We start from the raw sequence: 17,140 nt of genomic DNA, 5'->3' as shown, positions 1-17,140 counted from the left end.
AAAGGACATCATGCTATGTTATTTGATACACATGCTCATATTAATGATAAGCAGTTTGCAGAAGACCGCGAAGAAATGCTCCAGCGTGCAAAGGATGCAGGAGTATCCCGTCTTGTAGTTATTGGCTGTGATGCGGAGGGAATCACCTCTGCAATTGAGCTGGCGGAGAAGTACGATTTCGTATATGCAGCCATCGGCTGGCATCCTGTTGATGCGATCGATATGACAGACGCCGACCTGGATCGAATCGAGGAGCTGTCGTCACATCCTAAAGTTGTGGCAATCGGTGAAATGGGTCTGGATTATCACTGGGACAAGTCACCGAAGGATATCCAGAAGGATGTTTTACGGAAACAGATCCAGCTGGCTAAACGCGTCAAGCTGCCGATCATCATTCATAATCGGGAAGCGACACAGGATATCATTCCGGTCTTAAAAGAAGAAAATGCTGCTGAAGTCGGAGGCATCATGCATTGCTATAGTGATGAAGCGGACCTCGTGCAGGAATTTTTGGACATGAATTTCTATATCTCACTTGGCGGCCCTGTCACTTTCAAAAACGCTAAAGCACCAAAGGAAGTAGCAAAAATGGTACCAGCAGATCGGCTGCTGATTGAAACAGATTGTCCTTATCTGGCTCCTCATCCTAACCGCGGCAAACGCAATGAACCTGCTTATGTAAAGCTAGTGGCGGAACAAATTGCCGAGCTTCGCGGTATCGGCTATGAGGAATTAGCAGAGCTGACGATGCGAAATGCAGAAAGACTATATCAAATCAAATCATAGAGGGTATAACGTGCAAATTAAAGAAGTGATTGTTGTAGAAGGCAAAGATGATACAGCAAAGATAAATCAGGCAATCCAGGCGGATACAATTGAGACGAACGGATCAGCTGTAAATGCTCGTATCATTGAACAAATTAGACACGCGCAAGCGAAACGCGGCGTAATCATTTTTACAGATCCCGATTATCCAGGTGAGCGTATTCGTCATATTGTCTCCCAGGCAGTGCCAGGTTGTAAGCATGCGTTTCTGTCAAAGGATAAAGCGCGTGCACGTAATAACAAAGGAATAGGTATTGAGCACGCTTCAGCTGAATCGATTCGGACAGCCTTGGGGCAAGTGTATGAGATGAGCGAGATGTACGAACCGGAAATCTCCAGGGAAGCTGTCATTGCATACGGCCTCCTTGGCGGACCAAAAGCAAAACAGCGGCGGGAAAAGCTTGGAGAAAGACTGGCGATTGGCCATACGAATGGCAAGCAGCTTATCAAACGACTTGCTATGTTCCGGATCCCAGAGCAGCTGTTTGTCGAAACGATGCAGCAAATTATACAGGAGGAAGACAATGACGAATGAACGGCATATCGCCACACCGACAAGGACGATGGAACTGCTTAAGAAATATAATTTTTCCTTCAAGAAAAGTCTCGGGCAGAATTTCCTGATTGATACAAATATCCTGCGGAATATCATCCATCATGCAGGAGTAACAGAAGATGTGGGTGCGATTGAAATCGGACCAGGGATGGGTGCTTTGACAGAACAGCTGGCAATCGCAGCGAATAAAGTATTGGCTTTTGAGATAGATCAGCGTCTATTGCCTATCCTGGAGGACACATTGTCTCCTTATGATAATGTGAAAGTCGTGAATGAGGATATCCTGAAAGCAGATGTACAGCAGGAGCTGCAGCAGTATTTCGGAGCTCAGGAAGTCAAGATTGTCGCAAACCTGCCATATTATATTACGACGCCTATACTGATGAACCTGCTTACGAGGAATCTGCCGATTTCCAGCATTACGGTCATGATACAAAAAGAAGTAGCAGACCGCATGGCTGCATCTCCGAACACGAAAAGCTATGGTTCTCTATCATTGGCAGTCCAGTACTACACACAGGCGGCAGTCGTGATGACAGTACCAAAAACGGCATTCATGCCGCAGCCGAATGTGGATTCTGCTGTGCTTCACCTTGAACTGCGCAAGGAACCGCCAGTCCAAGTAGAAGATGAAAAATTCTTCTTCGACCTGATTCAAGCGTCCTTTGGTCAACGCCGGAAAACACTTCGTAATAACCTGAACAGACATTTTTCTTCCCGTTTCTCGAAAGAGGAGCTGGAGGATATCATGAACGAAGCTGGAATTGATGGCACAAGAAGAGGAGAATCTTTGTCGATGGAGGAATTTGCTGCATTGGCGAATACCTTTACAGCTAAAGGCTGAACATTTTTGCCCATCCATCATACGCTGTAGGAGAAAGCTTTGGTGGGTGAGGTGAACGGAATGGATTTGGCGATTGGTGATATCGTCACTAGAATATCATATCAACACGATTTATTGTTCCGTGTATCCAGCTTTACAGCCAATAAGGTCATCTTGCATGGGGAAGACATGCGTCTCATAGCAGACGCTCCCAAGGATGACCTTGTAAAGACTGGAACACGTGAAATAACGAAACGCAAGAAAACATGGCAGGATAAAGAAGACTACTCCTACCGCCTCTTTCGCCAGGATTACCTGCTGATGAAGGATAAGCGGGATTATGAATCAACCTCAGGTTATCAGCACAGCCCAAATTACTTCCAAATTCCTGCAAAGGTGCTCCATATTGATGGAGATAAGACATATTTAAAAAAATGCATCGACTTTTATCAGCGTTTTGGCATCCAAGTACATGGAGTCCATCTGCATGAAAAAGAAATGCCGCTTCAAATTGCTTCCCTCCTGGAAAAAATACAGCCAGATATCATTGTCATCACAGGACACGATGCCTTTCAGAAAAATAAAGGAGATAAGCAGGATATACGTGCCTACCGGAACTCCCAGTATTTTGTCGAGACGGTAAGAGAAGCACGCCGGCTATATCCACACTTGGATCAATTAATCATTTTTGCTGGCGCCTGCCAATCCCACTTTGAATCCTTGATACGCGCAGGAGCGAATTTTGCCAGCTCTCCAAGCAGAATCAATATTCATGCCTTGGATCCGGTTTATATAGTTGCCAAAATCGCATTCACACCGTTTATGGAAAAAGTAGGGGTGTGGGATGCACTCCGGAATACACTGACGGGGGAACGCGGCCTTGGCGGTATCGAAACTCGCGGATTGCTTAGGACAGGATTGCCCTTTGTGGATCCGGACGAGGAGAAAGAAGAAGATTCGTAAATACCAGGCTGATCGTAATTTTACCACTGATGCATAATTTTGTATGAATTTGAAAGAATAAAGTGAAATAAGAAACATTTAATCTTTTCATTGACATCAAAATTGGTATGCTGTTATAATAAAAAGTTTTATTTGACTCTATACCTAAAATATGCTATGATTAGATCAGTGAGGTGGAGTGCAGTGGCTAAAACATTAGTGGAAATTAAGCAGGGTCTGGAAGGACAAATTGGTAAACGTTTAAAATTGAAAGCTAATGGTGGGAGAAAGAAAACCATCGAACGTTGCGGAGTACTTGCAGAAACGTATCCAGCTGTATTCATCGTAGAACTTGATCAAGATGAAAATGCGTTTGAGCGTGTCTCCTATAGCTATGCAGATGTCTTAACCGAAACAGTCGAATTAGATTTTGATACGGATGATTTGAATGAAATTGCGAAATAACGCATGAACGAAAGCAGGGGGCTTAGTCCCCTGCTTTTTATTTTGTCTTATTTGCAAACATCTGACAGGCATAGCATATGGTCCGGAACAGAAAATAAGGATGTCGTGATAATCTCTGAAGGGAGCTGTTTTCTTTGGGCAGAAGAAGAGGAATCATGTCTGATGCACTAAAAGAGGAAATTGCAAAGGAGCTTGGATTTTACGACACTGTGCAAAAGGAAGGCTGGGGCGGCATCCGTTCCCGTGACGCCGGAAACATGGTCAAATATGCCATTGCCATGGCCGAACAGTCGATGCGCGATAAGCAATAAAGGGAAGTCCTCCTCTTTTTTTAAAGAGGAGGACTTCTTCTTTTTAGGCAGAATAGCCTGTGCTTCCTTTTTATGATACAATTTTGGAGAAATTCAACTAAAGTAGGTGACATGACATGTATTTGCTCGAAAAGGCGCCAGCTAAGATCAATCTTTCGTTGGACGTACTGTATAAACGCCCGGATGGCTATCATGAGGTAGAGATGGTTATGACAACGATCGACCTGGCAGACCGGATAGAGTTAATCGTGTTACAGGAGAACAAGATCGAAATCGAATCGGACAATCGTTTTGTACCGAACGATGAGCGTAATCTTGCCTACCGTGCGGCGCAATTGATCAAAGATACATATAATATCAATAAAGGTGTCAAGATATACATAGACAAGCAGATCCCGGTGGCAGCTGGCCTTGCTGGAGGAAGCAGTGATGCAGCGGCAGTACTGCGCGGTCTGAATACACTATGGAATCTGCAGCTATCTTTGGATACGCTGGCTGAGCTCGGTGCGAAAATTGGTTCGGATGTATCCTTCTGTGTATACGGTTCTACAGCATTATCCACTGGACGCGGGGAGAAGATCAAAGAACTCCCGGCTCCGCCAGCTTGCTGGGTAGTACTTGCTAACCCGGGAATCGGTGTATCCACCCAGACGATTTATCAGCAGTTAAAAATAGATCATATCCAGCATCCGGATACGGAGGGAATGGTCGAAGCTATCGAGCAAGGTGATTTTCAATCAATCTGTGACAAAGTCGGCAATGTACTTGAGCCTGTTACACTTAAGCTTTGTCCGGAAGTAAAACAAATCAAGCAGCAAATGATCGAAGCAGGCGCTGATGCGGTATTGATGAGCGGAAGCGGACCGACTGTCTTCTCTCTTGTATCCCAGGAGAGCCGTGCTTACCGGATCTACAACAGCTTAAGAGGATTCTGTGAACAAGTGTATGTTGTACGGATGCTCGGAGGGCGAACGGAGCTTGATTAAATCCGTACGAGAATGTTATTGTTAGATAATAACATTCGGTTTTGAGGTGTAGAGATGAAAAGAAGTGAACGTTTGGTTGCGATGACCAATTATTTAATGGATCATCCGCAGCAATTGGTATCTTTGCCATATTTCTCGACGACGTACGCTGCTGCCAAATCCTCCGTCAGTGAGGATTTGTCGATTATAAATGATATGTTCCAGCATGAAGGTATTGGGTACTTGCAATCTGTATCCGGTGCTGCTGGTGGTGTTCGCTATATCCCGGTATACTCCAAGGAGAACAGTGCTGCTTTCATTGATGAGCTATGCAGTAAGCTAGCGGATTCAGACAGGCTCCTTCCCGGGGGATATCTCTTTATGAGCGATATTCTTGGAGAACCTGCAACAGTGAATAAAATTGGCCGTCTCTTTGCAACGGCTTTCCATGACCGCGAAATTGATGTGGTTGTCACAGTCGCTACGAAGGGTATCCCGATTGCTTATGCAGCTGCTGCATATCTGAATGTCCCTGTTGTCATTGTCAGAAGGGATCCAAAGGTGACAGAGGGGTCAACAGTGAGCGTGAATTATGTTTCTGGTTCATCCAGAAAGATACAGACCATGGTTTTGTCCAAGCGCAGCATTCCCGATCAAGCGAATGTCTGTATCGTGGATGATTTCATGAAAGCAGGCGGTACGATCAACGGAATGAAGAGTCTATTGCAGGAATTCAATGCAAACGTGACGGCTATAGGCGTATTGGCTGAAGCAGAGGACGAAGAAGAAGAGCGTGTAGTCGAAGATTATACGTCGCTGATCAAGATTCAGAATGTTGATGTACGCAATCAGCGTGTTGAAGTGCAAAAAGGGAATTACTTTAACTAATCCGGCTTTTCCACCTTACCGATATTTTTTTAAAAAAAGTTCTATGAGGAGCAGGAGTTTCCAGCTTTATGTAGAATTACTGGTAATAAGTTCTAAATAAGGTAAGGGTGGTGAAGCATAATGGAAGTAACTGACGTAAGATTACGCCGCGTTAATACCGAGGGAAGAATGCGTGCTATCGCTTCTATTACAATGGATCAGGAGTTTGTTGTACACGATATTCGTGTCATCGAAGGAAATAACGGCTTGTTTGTCGCTATGCCTTCCAAACGTACACCAGACGGTGAATTCCGCGATGTAGCACATCCAATCAACTCTGGTACACGGAGCAAGATTCAGGATGCTGTGCTGCAGGAATATCATCGTGTAGGAGAAGAAATAGAAGTGGAGTATGAGGAAGCCGCTGGCGCTTCTTGATATGAGCTAAATAGATGGCGGATGCGCCATCTTTTATAAAGGTGAAATTAACAGCTGTTCTAACATATGGGATAGCTGTTATTTTTATGCTTATAATCCAGTTGGTTGAAAGAGAAATTGTCTCGAATTAGGTGAATTCGAGTGCTGCTCCTGTTGAAATGACAATTATTTTAAGATATATTTACAGAGGATAAAAAGAATGGAGGGTTCGCATGTCAAACCGATATGCAGTCATCCTTGCTGCCGGTAAAGGCACCAGGATGAAATCGAAGCTGTACAAAGTGCTGCATCCTGTCATGGGAAAACCGATGGTACAGCATGTTACTGACCAGTTAAATTCTTTACAATTAGATAAATTAATCACCATTGTCGGGCATGGAGCAGAAGATGTGAAAGCCCAGCTTGGAGATGTAAGTGAATATGCCCTGCAAGAGGAACAACTAGGTACAGGACATGCGGTCTTGCAGGCGGAAGAGTTCCTCAAAGGCAATGAGGGTGTTACGGTCGTGTTAAGCGGAGATACTCCTTTGATTACAGGCCAAACTATTCAAGCATTGCTTGATCATCACGAACAGCAAGGGGCAAGTGCAACAGTATTGACTGCAAAAGCGCCGAACCCTGCAGGATATGGCCGTGTCATCCGCAGTGAGGCAGGAGAAGTCCTGCGCATTGTGGAGCATAAAGATGCGAATGCAGAAGAACTACTTGTTGATGAAATCAATACAGGTACATACTGCTTTGACAACAAGCTATTGTTCCAAGCATTGCATAATGTATCGAATGATAATGCCCAAGGCGAATATTATCTTCCGGATGTACTGGAACTTCTGAAAAAAGATAACAAGCTGGTGACAGCTTATCAGACACCTGATTTTGATGAAACAATGGGTGTAAATGATCGTGTAGCTCTATCACAAGCAGAACAGATCATGAAACGTCGTGTTAATGAACAGCATATGCGCAATGGCGTAACTATCATTGATCCAAATTCAACTTATATCAGTACAGATGCGGTTATCGAACAAGATGTAACAATCTTGCCAAACACGATGATCCTTGGTAAGACACTTATCAAAGAAGATGCCATCATTGGTCCGAATTCAGAAGTGAAGAATGTCACAATCGGCAGACGCACAGTTGTGAAGCAGAGTGTAGCACATGACAGTGAAATTGGAAATGATGTCAATGTTGGGCCTTTCGCTCATATTCGTCCGCAAGCCCAGCTTGGAGATAATGTGAAGATCGGGAACTTCGTCGAAGTGAAGAAAGCAACGATCGATAAAGGAAGCAAAGTTTCCCACCTAAGCTATATCGGAGATGCTGAAGTTGGTAAAGATGTTAATATCGGTTGTGGTACAATAACAGTGAACTATGACGGAAAGAATAAACATCTGACGAAGATTGAAGACAATGCCTTTATCGGTTGTAATGCAAACCTGATTGCCCCAGTTACGGTCGGCAAAGGTGCCCTGGTGGCAGCAGGCTCGACCATAACAAAAGATGTACCAGCAGATGCTTTATCGATTGCCAGAGCACGACAAGAAAACAAAAATTCTTATCTAAAGAATAATTAATTTTGGAGGGTTACTCGACATGCCTTATAATGATCCATCGTTAAAAGTTTTTTCTTTGAATTCTAATCCGGAGTTAGCTAAGTCAATTGCAGACCACATTGGCGTAGAACTGGGTAAAATCACTGTTTCCCACTTTAGCGATGGCGAAATCCAGATCAATATCGAAGAAAGTATCCGCGGCTGTGACGTTTACGTTGTCCAGTCCACTTCTGCCCCTGTCAACCAGCATATGATGGAACTTCTCATCATGATTGATGCATTGAAACGTGCATCAGCTAAAACTATCAACATCATCATGCCATATTACGGTTATGCTCGTCAGGATCGTAAAGCCCGTGCTCGCGAACCAATCACAAGCAAACTGATCGCTGATATTTTGCAAACTGCCGGAGCTACACGCGTCTTGGCATTGGACTTGCATGCACCGCAGATCCAAGGTTTCTTCGATATTCCGATCGATCACTTGGTTGGAGTTCCGATCCTATCCGATTATTTCGAGAAAAAGAATTTGGAAGATATCGTTGTTGTATCTCCTGATCACGGCGGCGTAGTCCGTGCGCGTCGTATGGCTGATCGTTTGAAAGCGCCTATCGCAATCATCGACAAACGCCGTCCTCGTCCTAACGTAGCAGAAGTAATGAACATTATTGGGGAAATCAAAGGTAAAACTGCGATCATCATCGATGATATCATTGATACGGCTGGAACATTGACATTAGCTGCTAACGCGTTGAGAGAAAAAGGCGCAACAGCAGTATACGCAGCATGTTCTCACCCAGTTTTGTCTGGACCGGCAATCGAGCGAATCCAAAATTCTCAAATTAAAGAGCTTGTTGTGACGAACTCAATTCCACTTCCAAAAGAGAAGCAAATTGACAATATCACGCAGCTTTCTGTTGCACCGTTGTTCGGTGAAGCTATCATCCGTATTCACGAACAGCAATCTGTTAGTATCTTATTTGACTGATTTTACGTTTAGTACTGGAATTGTAAGGGAATCATACTCTGTAGACGCGTAAAAACTATGGAGGGTGATTACGATGGCAGTAAAACTTAAAGCAGACAAACGAGAAAACAATACTAAATCTTATATTAGAGGACTGCGTGAAGAAGGTATCGTTCCTGCAGTCGTGTACGGAAGTGGCAAGGAGCCTTTAAGTGTCGCAGTAGATAGTGTTGACTTACTGAAAACTGTTCGCGATGAAGGGAAAAACGCAATTATTTCCCTTGATGTAAAAGGCGATACAGTTGATGTCATGCTGCATGACTATCAAACTGATTCCTTAAAAGGCAATCTAGTGCACGCGGACTTCTATGTGGTAAATATGTCCGAAGCACGTAATGTAGAAGTGCCTATTCAGCTTGAAGGGGACGCACCAGGTTCTAATGAAGGCGGCGTTCTTCAACAGCCATTATTTGATCTGGAAATCAGCGCAAAACCGAACGACATTCCAGAGCATATTACAGTAGATGTTTCTAAACTTGAAGTAGGTGACAGCATCAGCGTTGGTGACCTGTCAACAGATGGTTCTTATGAAATCCTAACGGATGCCGATACAACAATCGCTACAGTCACTGCACCTACTGCAGAGATTGAATCAGATGATACAACTACTGGCGATGCGGATGATGTAGAAGCTATCGAAGAAGGATCTAAGGACGATAAAGAAGATTAAAACACAAAAGCTGTACCTTTACGGGTACAGCTTTTTCTACGTAAATTTTATGTGAAGAAACCGCAATAAAGGACTATCTCTTACAAAGCTGGGGTATCCTATACAAATACCAGACAAAGCATGTCAAGGATGGGAAAGGAAGCATCCTTGATGTGCTTTTTTGCCGGAATAAAGGATTTTTCCCTTTTATCGGAGAAGGATAAGGAGTGATGGGGAGAAGACGCCACTTCCTCTTTGTGGCTCCAGGCTTTCTCACCTATTCCTTCGTTTCTAACCGTTCTTTTCCGCTTTTCGGTTTTCTTGTATTTTATTTTCTGTTAAGGTATAGTTTTTTTGGAATGGACTATGAGTAAAGGGCGTTTATAGATATGAAGATGATTGTTGGACTTGGTAATCCGGGTCAGAAATATGATCAAACGCGGCATAATATTGGGTTCATCGCGATTGATGAATTAGTGCACCGGCACAATTTGCCGTTATCAAATAAAAAGTTCAATAGTGTATATGCGATAGGCTTGATAGATGGAGAAAAGGTGATCTTGGTAAAGCCTACGACGTTCATGAACCTATCAGGGGAAGCGGTGCGTCCGCTTATGGATTATTACAATGTAGAGCTTGAGGATCTGGTTGTCATTTATGATGATTTGGATTTACCTGCAGGAAAAGTACGATTACGGGAAAAAGGCGGTCATGGAGGCCATAATGGTATCCGTTCTTTGATTGCGCATTTAGGTACGAAAGAATTCAAGCGTATTCGTCTCGGTATCGGGCGCCCGGTTAGTCAGCAGCCTGTTGTAGATTATGTTCTTCAGCGCTTCCATAAGGAAGAACTGCCGGATATCGTCGATAGTGTTAAAAAGGCTGCTGATGCCACAGAAAATTGGCTGAAGGAACCTTTCCTTAACGTCATGAATGATTTTAACCGCTGATTCATACACTGCAGTGAATTAAGTATGAATTTATACGCTTTCGGGCAGACTTTGACAGAGTCAAATCTAAGTCCCGGAGGCGTAACTATGGCTATCGTGTATCGTTGTCGGCATTGCAAAACACAGCTAGCAGAGCTGGATGAATATAAGGTGGATATCAAGGCGCTCGGATGGGATCGATTATCCGCAGCGGATTATCAGGAAATGGTGCAGATTGATTCGGGTCATATCGTCTGTCAGGTAGCATGTGAGGATTGTGAAAATGCGCTGCAGCAAAATCCGCATTATCATGAGCTGGATCATTTCATGCAATAACGTAAAGCTAAATAATGCTGTCATACAAAGCTTTGGTGCGTCAACCAAGGCGTTTTTTGCTTATGACATGTACTAGCAGAAGGAGGCATTATGCAAGAGATCAAGCAATTTATCTCAACTCAAGATGACATACAATCAGTCATCAATGGGATAAAGTCTGGGATGAACGAACAGCTTCTGACAGGATTGTCTGGTTCGGCAAGGGGAGTACTGGCAACTGTTCTGCAAGACTCCATACGCCGAAAGGCAATCCTGGTCACGCATCAGCTGACCCAGGCGCAGACACTATATGAAGATTTATTGGAGCTGAGTACACATTCGAATGTGTACTTGTATCCTGTGAATGAATTATTGGCATCAGAAATTGCTATTTCCAGCCCGGAGCTCCGCTCACAGCGTCTGGATGCACTGCGGAATTGGATGCATAGCGAAAATGGCATCCTGGTAGCTCCAGCTGCAGCATTAAAAAGAATACTGCCACAACCAGCTAAATGGGAAAGCTATCAGCTGGCTTTTCGTGTTGGAGAAGAAATTGATCTGGAGCATTACTTACGAGCATTGGTCGATATGGGATATGAACGTACAGATATGGTTGCAGCGCCGGGAGAGTATAGCCTTCGCGGGGGGATTTTGGATATTTATCCGTTGACGGAATCCAATCCAATCAGAATCGAGTTATTCGATACCGAAGTTGATTCCATTCGCTTTTTTGATTCGGACACACAGCGCTCCATGGAGAAACAAGATACGGTTGAAGTAGGCCCTGCTACAGAATTGCTGCTTGATAGTGAGGATATTGCCAGAGCCGCAGACCGATTGGAGAAAGCATTAGGAGAAACAATTGGCAAGCTGCAAGCAGATGAGCATAAGCAGCAAGTCCTTGAGGCTGTCAGTCAGGACCTGGAGAGATTGCGCCAGCAAGAGCGCTTTCAGGGTATGGCCAAATATGCAGGCTATTTCTATGAGGAACCGGCTAGCCTGTTAGATTATCTCGGTGAGGGCGGCTATATCGTCCTCGATGAAATGAGCCGAATCCAAGAAACAGCTAACCGGCTCGATGAAGAAGAAGCAGAATGGCATCAGAGTCTCTTGGAAGCGCATCAAACTGTAAGACAGTTGAAATTGTCGTTTGACTGGCATGAAGTTCTGCAGAAAATGAAGCATCCGCGTCTGTATTTGAGTGTGTTCCTTCGTCATATACCGAATACGCAGCCCCAGAATATCGTCAATGTAACATGCCGGGCTATGCAGCAGTTTCATGGTCAGATGCATTTATTGAAAAATGAGCTGGAACGGTGGGAAAAGAGCAATTATTCTACTATCTTAATGGCACCTACCCAGCAGCGTGCAGAGAAAATCCAGGCTGTCCTGGCTGACTACGATATGGAAGCAGTCATTGCAGACCGTGTTTCCTTGCCGGTGAGCACACCGACTATTTTAATAGGCAATATCAGCAGCGGTTTTGAGCTGCCTTTTCATAAGCTTGCAGTGCTGACAGAGAGCGAACTGTTTAAAAAGCGTTCAGCAAGACCGAAGCGTAAGCAAAAAATATCAAATGCAGAGCGAATTAAGAGCTATCAAGAGCTTGCGGTAGGCGACTATGTTGTTCATGCAAACCACGGTATTGGCCGCTATGTTGGCATTGAAACATTGCAGGTACAGGATCTTCATAAGGATTTCATGCTGATCCGCTATTCTGGTGACGATAAACTATTTGTACCGATAGATCAGATAGATCTTGTACAAAAGTACGTTGGATCAGAAGGAAAAGAACCTAAGCTATACAAGCTCGGCGGAACAGAGTGGAAGAAAGTTAAGAGCAGGGTCCAATCCTCTGTAGAGGATATTGCAGATGAACTGATCAAGCTTTACGCCGAAAGAGAAGCTTCCAAAGGATATGCATTTTCAGAAGACACCGAAATGCAGCGTGAATTTGAAGCAGCATTTCCTTATCAAGAAACCGACGATCAGCTGCGTACCATTGAAGAAATTAAAAAAGACATGGAACGTGAACGGCCGATGGACAGGCTGCTTTGCGGTGATGTTGGTTACGGAAAGACAGAAGTAGCTATCCGTGCAGCATTTAAGGCAATTGCTGATGGTAAGCAGGTAGCGATATTGGTACCGACAACCATCTTGGCACAGCAGCATTATGAAACGATTCTGGAGCGATTCCAGGACTATGCGATCAATGTAGGGCTCATGAGCAGATTCCGGACGCGTAAACAGCAAAATGAAGTGATGACCGGACTGAAGAGCGGGGTTATCGACGTTGTTGTCGGTACCCACCGCCTATTATCCAAGGACATCGTCTACAAAGATCTGGGGCTCTTAGTAGTGGATGAAGAACAGCGGTTTGGTGTAAAACACAAAGAAAAGCTGAAGCAGCTGAAGACGAACGTGGATGTTTTGACTTTGACTGCGACTCCAATTCCTCGTACATTGCATATGTCCATGCTGGGAGTTCGTGATCTTTCTGTTATCGAGACACCACCAGAAAACAGATTCCCGATTCAAACATATGTGATGGAATACAATCCAGTCTTTATCCGCGAGGCTATAGAACGGGAAATGGCTCGGGATGGCCAAGTCTTCTTCCTTTATAACAAGGTAGAAAATATCGAGCGGAAAGCGCAGGAAATTGCAGCGCTGGTTGATGATGCCAGAGTTGCATTTGCTCATGGTCAAATGAATGAATCGGAGCTTGAAAGTGTCATGCTCGCCTTCTTGGAAGGGGAATATGATGTACTTGTCAGCACAACCATCATTGAAACAGGCGTAGATATCCCGAATGTAAACACATTGATTGTGGATAATGCAGACAGGATGGGACTTAGTCAGCTATACCAATTGCGCGGTCGAGTAGGGCGTTCCAATCGTGTAGCTTATGCTTATTTCACTTACCAGCAGGACAAAGTATTAACAGAAGTAGCAGAGAAGCGTCTGCAGGCAATCAAGGAATTCACCGAGCTTGGATCAGGATTCAAGATTGCCATGCGGGATCTGTCCATCCGCGGAGCAGGTAACTTGCTGGGTTCTCAGCAGCATGGATTCATCGATTCTGTCGGTTTTGATATGTACTCCCAGATGCTTACGGAAGCGGTGGAAGCACGGAAGGCAGGTAAGCCTGCTGAAGAGATTAAACCATTCGAGGTAGAGCTTGATCTGGATATCAATGCGTATATCCCGGAATCTTATATCAATGATGAGAAACAGAAGATCGATATGTATAAACGTTTCCAGAGCTGTACATCACAAGAGGAAATCCATGATTTACGGGAAGAACTGATAGACCGATTCGGTGACTATCCGGAAGAAGTAGCTAATCTCTTCCACGTCACTTCTTTGAAAATGTATGCTAAACGTGAAAAAATCGAAAGCATCAGCGAGAAGAAGAAAAAACAGCGGATGGAGATTTTGGTCGATTCCGATATGAGTCAGCATGTGGACGGCAGCAAGCTGTTCGAATTTGCTAATCAATATGGCCGCATGGTTCAGCTCGGGACAGAGGATAAGAAATTGAAGATCGTCTTCAATTGGGATCGGAACTCTTATGGACGCCGATATGAGATTGCGGAAGAATTCATTCAAGCTATGCGCGAGCTTAAACGGGCCAGCTAAACTTCCATACTAAAAAATGTACAGGAAATGTATAGTAATGCCGATGTGTATCATACTAACAGCACAACTGGTGAATTCTTCTTTTCTTCATAATAAGTAGAAAATACCCCAGAGCAGCTTATGATACAGAAAGAGAGGCAATGGAAGATGAAGGCTACAGGAATCGTACGTAGAATCGATGACTTGGGACGAGTAGTTATCCCGAAGGAAATACGCCGGACACTGCGCATTCGAGAAGGAGATCCGTTGGAGATCTTTGTTGACCGTGATGGTGAGGTTATTTTAAAGAAATATTCTCCAATCAGTGAGCTGGGTGATTTTGCAAAAGAATACGCAGAAGCATTATTTACTTCGATTGACCATGGAGTCCTTATTTGTGACCGCGATGAATACATTGCAGTTGCAGGAGAATCGAAGAAAGAATACATGAATAAAGGCATCGGTGCCGTTATAGAAAAGGCGATGCAAGAAAGAACTACTAGCACAATCAATCAAGCGGGCAGTGTGGAGCTCGTAGAAGATAAAGACGAAGACGTGCAAGCATATGTAGTAAGTCCGATCATCGCCAGCGGCGACCCAATTGGATGCGTCATTATTGTGAGCCGTAATGATGGTGAACTTAGTAAGGTGGAAGAGAAAGCAGCAGAAACAGCTGCTAATTTCCTTGCAAGACAGATGGAATAGTGAAGATGGAATCCCGCAACTTATTATGTTGCGGGATTCTTTTTATGCTAAGCTATTCCAAAAGAGGGGGAGAAATTATGATAGAGGAGCATACAAATGGTCTCTTATTGAACCGGACAACAATGCTCGGTGAAAGAAACTGGCGGGATGATGATACGTATAAATTGATCTTCAGCCCTAGCGGTCATGCTGCCTACCAATTTCAGAAGCATAGTATAGAACTGTCTGATGGTGAGTCCATGCTTCTTAATCCGCATGAAATACATAAACAGCTCCGCCATACCTCAGAAAAGTGGATTATCGAATTGCAACCAGTCTTTATAGCGGAAGTAGCAAAGGAACTGAGCGGAAGCACAGTAGATCCTATGTTCGCTCTAGTAGCATGTAAACACCCACTCCTTCATCAATGGTTTTCTACGACGCGTCTCTACTTGGGAATGCCAGCTACAGAAAAGGAAAGAGCTCTATGGCTGGAGAATAGCTGGATCCAGCTTGCAATGGTTCTTCTGCGCCTTGTACCAGGCTCTCATAGTGACAAGTGGGATATAAATGGGTATGAACCAAATGTGCACGTCGTCTTGGATGCTTTGAAACAGAGTTATCATCAAGACTGGACACTGGATGAGATGGTACAGCTGACCCAACTAGGGAAATATCAATTCAGCCATCTTTTTAAAAAGGAAACGGGATTGTCACCTTATAGCTGGCTCCAAATATACCGTGCTATCCAAAGTCAGAAGCTGCTCCGCCATACCGATGATTCCATCCTTTCCGTAGCCATGCAAGTAGGCTTTAAGAATGTATCTTCTTACCATGCTGTATTTCGACGTATTTATGGTCTGACTCCAGGTTTATTCCGGAAAAGTATACGTAATATATAAAAACAAACAATTACTAAAATACCCGCTCCACTTATCAGGATAAGGCTGCGAATAGATAGGATGGGTAAAAGACTTGCGTATAGTATCAGTGACAATGTATTTGATGCATATAATAGAACAGCATTAGAGCTGAATGCCCTTCCTAACATCACTTTTGAGACATGCGTCTGTATTAGATATACTCTTGTCAAACTGCTTAATGGAAGACCTATACCGATAAGGATAGCACCCAAAAAGAAGAAGGGTAACATGTAAGCAGAACCGATTATACTGATTCCTGAACCCCATATAAAGCATCCGAGAATATATTTAGTCATGTCCAATCGTTTTACCAGGAGTGGAATAAGAAGGCTGATTATTGTTGCTCCTAAGCCAAATACGATTTGCAGTGCGTTAAACCACGATTCTCCATTTTGTGTAATCTCCTCAAATGCGAGTAATATGCCAACCTGCCATACCCAAGTGTTAAAAAAGACAACGAAAAAGGTAGTCATGAATAGATGCACGATGGCAGGCTTTTTACGAATCCATTTATAGAAGTCGAATAATGATCTATAGAGGGATATAATAGACAGCTTACCTTCTTTATCAGTCGCTGGCATAGTCGGTAATCGAGAAAGGAATATAGCACTGATAGCATAGGAAGCAGCATCTACCAAAAAGAAGTAGATAATATCTGCTCTCGCTAGCAGCCAAGCTGCAATAATCGGACCGAGTAAGGAAGCAGTGCGTTGTATCGTGTCCCAGGCGCTATTTGCGGTAGATAGTCTTTCTTCTGGGATTATTTCTGGGAGCACTGCTCGATGAGCTGGATTAAAAAAACACCCGCAGCATTGAAGCAGGAAACTCCCAACAAGAAGATGAGGGTAAGTCAATCCATCCTGTAAGTAGAGAAAAATGATTATAGTAAGGATCATTAGTCTAATTAGGTCTATAACCACCATCATATTTCTCTTATTGATGTGGTCTGCAAGAGCACCACCGAAAAGTCCGAAAAGAAGGTATGGTGTAGTTTCTGCAATGGCAACAATTGTTGTATGTATGCTGGAGTCAGTCATACGATAAGCAAGGAACAGAAAGGCTAATCCCGATAATATATCACCGATGCGGGAAACTGCTCCTCCTGAAAAGTAATAGACTGCTTTCTTATTTTTGATAACGTCCTTATACATGCTGTTTCACCTCTTTGTCAGCATACATCCTTCAAAGAAAGAGGTCGTATTGGATCTTGCTCAAAATTAAAGCAGGATATGCTATATGGTATAATC

General features: G+C 43.8%; 18 protein-coding genes. 17 read left to right on the top strand and 1 reads right to left on the bottom strand.

Annotated elements, in window-relative coordinates:
- Nucleotides 1-15: 15 nt before the first annotated feature.
- The 17 genes from SFC25_RS17360 (at nt 16) to SFC25_RS17280 (ending at nt 15,872) form a co-directional block, all read left to right on the top strand.
- Nucleotides 16-786, top strand: coding sequence for a TatD family hydrolase (locus SFC25_RS17360; protein ID WP_411216465.1), 771 nt, complete (start codon nt 16-18; stop codon nt 784-786).
- 10 nt (nt 787-796) lie between these two features.
- Nucleotides 797-1,360: a ribonuclease M5 gene (gene rnmV / locus SFC25_RS17355; protein WP_411216464.1), complete on the top strand. Its 564-nt coding sequence runs from the start codon at nt 797-799 to the stop codon at nt 1,358-1,360.
- Complete coding sequence (rsmA, locus tag SFC25_RS17350; protein ID WP_411216463.1) at nt 1,350-2,225, top strand: 16S rRNA (adenine(1518)-N(6)/adenine(1519)-N(6))-dimethyltransferase RsmA; 876 nt, start codon at nt 1,350-1,352, stop codon at nt 2,223-2,225. Before rnmV ends, rsmA begins: the two co-directional genes overlap by 11 nt.
- Before the next feature lie 60 nt (nt 2,226-2,285).
- Nucleotides 2,286-3,167, top strand: coding sequence for a sporulation peptidase YabG (gene yabG / locus SFC25_RS17345; RefSeq protein ID WP_411216479.1), 882 nt, complete (start codon nt 2,286-2,288; stop codon nt 3,165-3,167).
- A gap of 183 nt (nt 3,168-3,350) precedes the next feature.
- Nucleotides 3,351-3,611: a biofilm formation stimulator Veg gene (gene veg, locus SFC25_RS17340; RefSeq protein WP_038562465.1), complete on the top strand. Its 261-nt coding sequence runs from the start codon at nt 3,351-3,353 to the stop codon at nt 3,609-3,611.
- A 134-nt stretch (nt 3,612-3,745) separates the two neighbouring features.
- Nucleotides 3,746-3,922 carry a small, acid-soluble spore protein, alpha/beta type gene (locus tag SFC25_RS17335; RefSeq protein ID WP_038562461.1) on the top strand — a complete coding sequence of 59 codons (177 nt, stop codon included), beginning with the start codon at nt 3,746-3,748 and terminating at the stop codon, nt 3,920-3,922.
- A gap of 116 nt (nt 3,923-4,038) precedes the next feature.
- Complete coding sequence (gene ispE, locus SFC25_RS17330; protein ID WP_411216462.1) at nt 4,039-4,908, top strand: 4-(cytidine 5'-diphospho)-2-C-methyl-D-erythritol kinase; 870 nt, start codon at nt 4,039-4,041, stop codon at nt 4,906-4,908.
- A 54-nt stretch (nt 4,909-4,962) separates the two neighbouring features.
- Nucleotides 4,963-5,775: a pur operon repressor gene (gene purR / locus SFC25_RS17325; protein ID WP_038562454.1), complete on the top strand. Its 813-nt coding sequence runs from the start codon at nt 4,963-4,965 to the stop codon at nt 5,773-5,775.
- 120 nt (nt 5,776-5,895) lie between these two features.
- Nucleotides 5,896-6,192: a septation regulator SpoVG gene (gene spoVG, locus SFC25_RS17320; protein WP_411216461.1), complete on the top strand. Its 297-nt coding sequence runs from the start codon at nt 5,896-5,898 to the stop codon at nt 6,190-6,192.
- A gap of 212 nt (nt 6,193-6,404) precedes the next feature.
- Entirely contained in the window at nt 6,405-7,766 is a 1,362-nt protein-coding gene (gene glmU / locus SFC25_RS17315; RefSeq protein ID WP_411216460.1) for a bifunctional UDP-N-acetylglucosamine diphosphorylase/glucosamine-1-phosphate N-acetyltransferase GlmU, read from the top strand.
- 19 nt (nt 7,767-7,785) lie between these two features.
- Nucleotides 7,786-8,733 carry a ribose-phosphate diphosphokinase gene (locus SFC25_RS17310; protein WP_411216459.1) on the top strand — a complete coding sequence of 316 codons (948 nt, stop codon included), beginning with the start codon at nt 7,786-7,788 and terminating at the stop codon, nt 8,731-8,733.
- A 73-nt stretch (nt 8,734-8,806) separates the two neighbouring features.
- On the top strand, nt 8,807-9,442 hold the full coding sequence (locus SFC25_RS17305) for a 50S ribosomal protein L25/general stress protein Ctc (RefSeq protein ID WP_411216458.1): 636 nt from the start codon (nt 8,807-8,809) through the stop codon (nt 9,440-9,442).
- Between the two features lie 368 nt (nt 9,443-9,810).
- A complete protein-coding gene (pth, locus tag SFC25_RS17300; protein WP_411216457.1) occupies nt 9,811-10,371 on the top strand; it encodes an aminoacyl-tRNA hydrolase in 561 nt (186 codons plus the stop codon).
- A gap of 87 nt (nt 10,372-10,458) precedes the next feature.
- Nucleotides 10,459-10,686 carry an anti-sigma-F factor Fin gene (locus tag SFC25_RS17295; RefSeq protein ID WP_374079850.1) on the top strand — a complete coding sequence of 76 codons (228 nt, stop codon included), beginning with the start codon at nt 10,459-10,461 and terminating at the stop codon, nt 10,684-10,686.
- 90 nt (nt 10,687-10,776) lie between these two features.
- Nucleotides 10,777-14,307, top strand: coding sequence for a transcription-repair coupling factor (gene mfd, locus SFC25_RS17290; protein ID WP_411216456.1), 3,531 nt, complete (start codon nt 10,777-10,779; stop codon nt 14,305-14,307).
- 147 nt (nt 14,308-14,454) lie between these two features.
- On the top strand, nt 14,455-14,991 hold the full coding sequence (spoVT, locus tag SFC25_RS17285) for a stage V sporulation protein T (protein ID WP_411216455.1): 537 nt from the start codon (nt 14,455-14,457) through the stop codon (nt 14,989-14,991).
- A gap of 77 nt (nt 14,992-15,068) precedes the next feature.
- Nucleotides 15,069-15,872, top strand: coding sequence for a helix-turn-helix transcriptional regulator (locus SFC25_RS17280; protein ID WP_411216454.1), 804 nt, complete (start codon nt 15,069-15,071; stop codon nt 15,870-15,872).
- Here SFC25_RS17280 and SFC25_RS17275 read toward each other — a convergent pair.
- Nucleotides 15,824-17,044, bottom strand: a complete 1,221-nt coding sequence (locus SFC25_RS17275) for an MFS transporter (protein ID WP_411216453.1) — start codon at nt 17,042-17,044, stop codon at nt 15,824-15,826. The two genes, SFC25_RS17280 and SFC25_RS17275, sit on opposite strands and share 49 nt — an antisense overlap.
- Between the last annotated feature and the right edge of the window lie 96 nt (nt 17,045-17,140).

Source organism: Terribacillus saccharophilus, assembly GCF_046592595.1.
GTDB classification, from domain to species: Bacteria; Bacillota; Bacilli; order Bacillales; family Amphibacillaceae; genus Terribacillus; species Terribacillus saccharophilus_C.
Note: the sequence above shows the minus strand (reverse complement) of the source record. Positions and strands in the feature narration are given on the sequence as shown.

Excerpts from the sequence above, each read along its gene's own strand:
- SFC25_RS17295 (WP_374079850.1), top strand. The coding sequence starts at position 10,459 with ATGGCTATCGTGTATCGTTGTCGGCATTGCAAAACACAGCTAGCAGAG.
- SFC25_RS17280 (WP_411216454.1), top strand. The coding sequence starts at position 15,069 with ATGATAGAGGAGCATACAAATGGTCTCTTATTGAACCGGACAACAATG.
- spoVT (WP_411216455.1), top strand. The coding sequence starts at position 14,455 with ATGAAGGCTACAGGAATCGTACGTAGAATCGATGACTTGGGACGAGTA.
- rsmA (WP_411216463.1), top strand. The coding sequence starts at position 1,350 with ATGACGAATGAACGGCATATCGCCACACCGACAAGGACGATGGAACTG.
- glmU (WP_411216460.1), top strand. The coding sequence starts at position 6,405 with ATGTCAAACCGATATGCAGTCATCCTTGCTGCCGGTAAAGGCACCAGG.
- yabG (WP_411216479.1), top strand. The coding sequence starts at position 2,286 with ATGGATTTGGCGATTGGTGATATCGTCACTAGAATATCATATCAACAC.
- ispE (WP_411216462.1), top strand. The coding sequence starts at position 4,039 with ATGTATTTGCTCGAAAAGGCGCCAGCTAAGATCAATCTTTCGTTGGAC.
- SFC25_RS17360 (WP_411216465.1), top strand. The coding sequence starts at position 16 with ATGTTATTTGATACACATGCTCATATTAATGATAAGCAGTTTGCAGAA.
- SFC25_RS17275 (WP_411216453.1), bottom strand. The coding sequence starts at position 17,044 with ATGTATAAGGACGTTATCAAAAATAAGAAAGCAGTCTATTACTTTTCA.
- SFC25_RS17310 (WP_411216459.1), top strand. The coding sequence starts at position 7,786 with ATGCCTTATAATGATCCATCGTTAAAAGTTTTTTCTTTGAATTCTAAT.
- purR (WP_038562454.1), top strand. The coding sequence starts at position 4,963 with ATGAAAAGAAGTGAACGTTTGGTTGCGATGACCAATTATTTAATGGAT.
- pth (WP_411216457.1), top strand. The coding sequence starts at position 9,811 with ATGAAGATGATTGTTGGACTTGGTAATCCGGGTCAGAAATATGATCAA.
- spoVG (WP_411216461.1), top strand. The coding sequence starts at position 5,896 with ATGGAAGTAACTGACGTAAGATTACGCCGCGTTAATACCGAGGGAAGA.
- mfd (WP_411216456.1), top strand. The coding sequence starts at position 10,777 with ATGCAAGAGATCAAGCAATTTATCTCAACTCAAGATGACATACAATCA.
- SFC25_RS17305 (WP_411216458.1), top strand. The coding sequence starts at position 8,807 with ATGGCAGTAAAACTTAAAGCAGACAAACGAGAAAACAATACTAAATCT.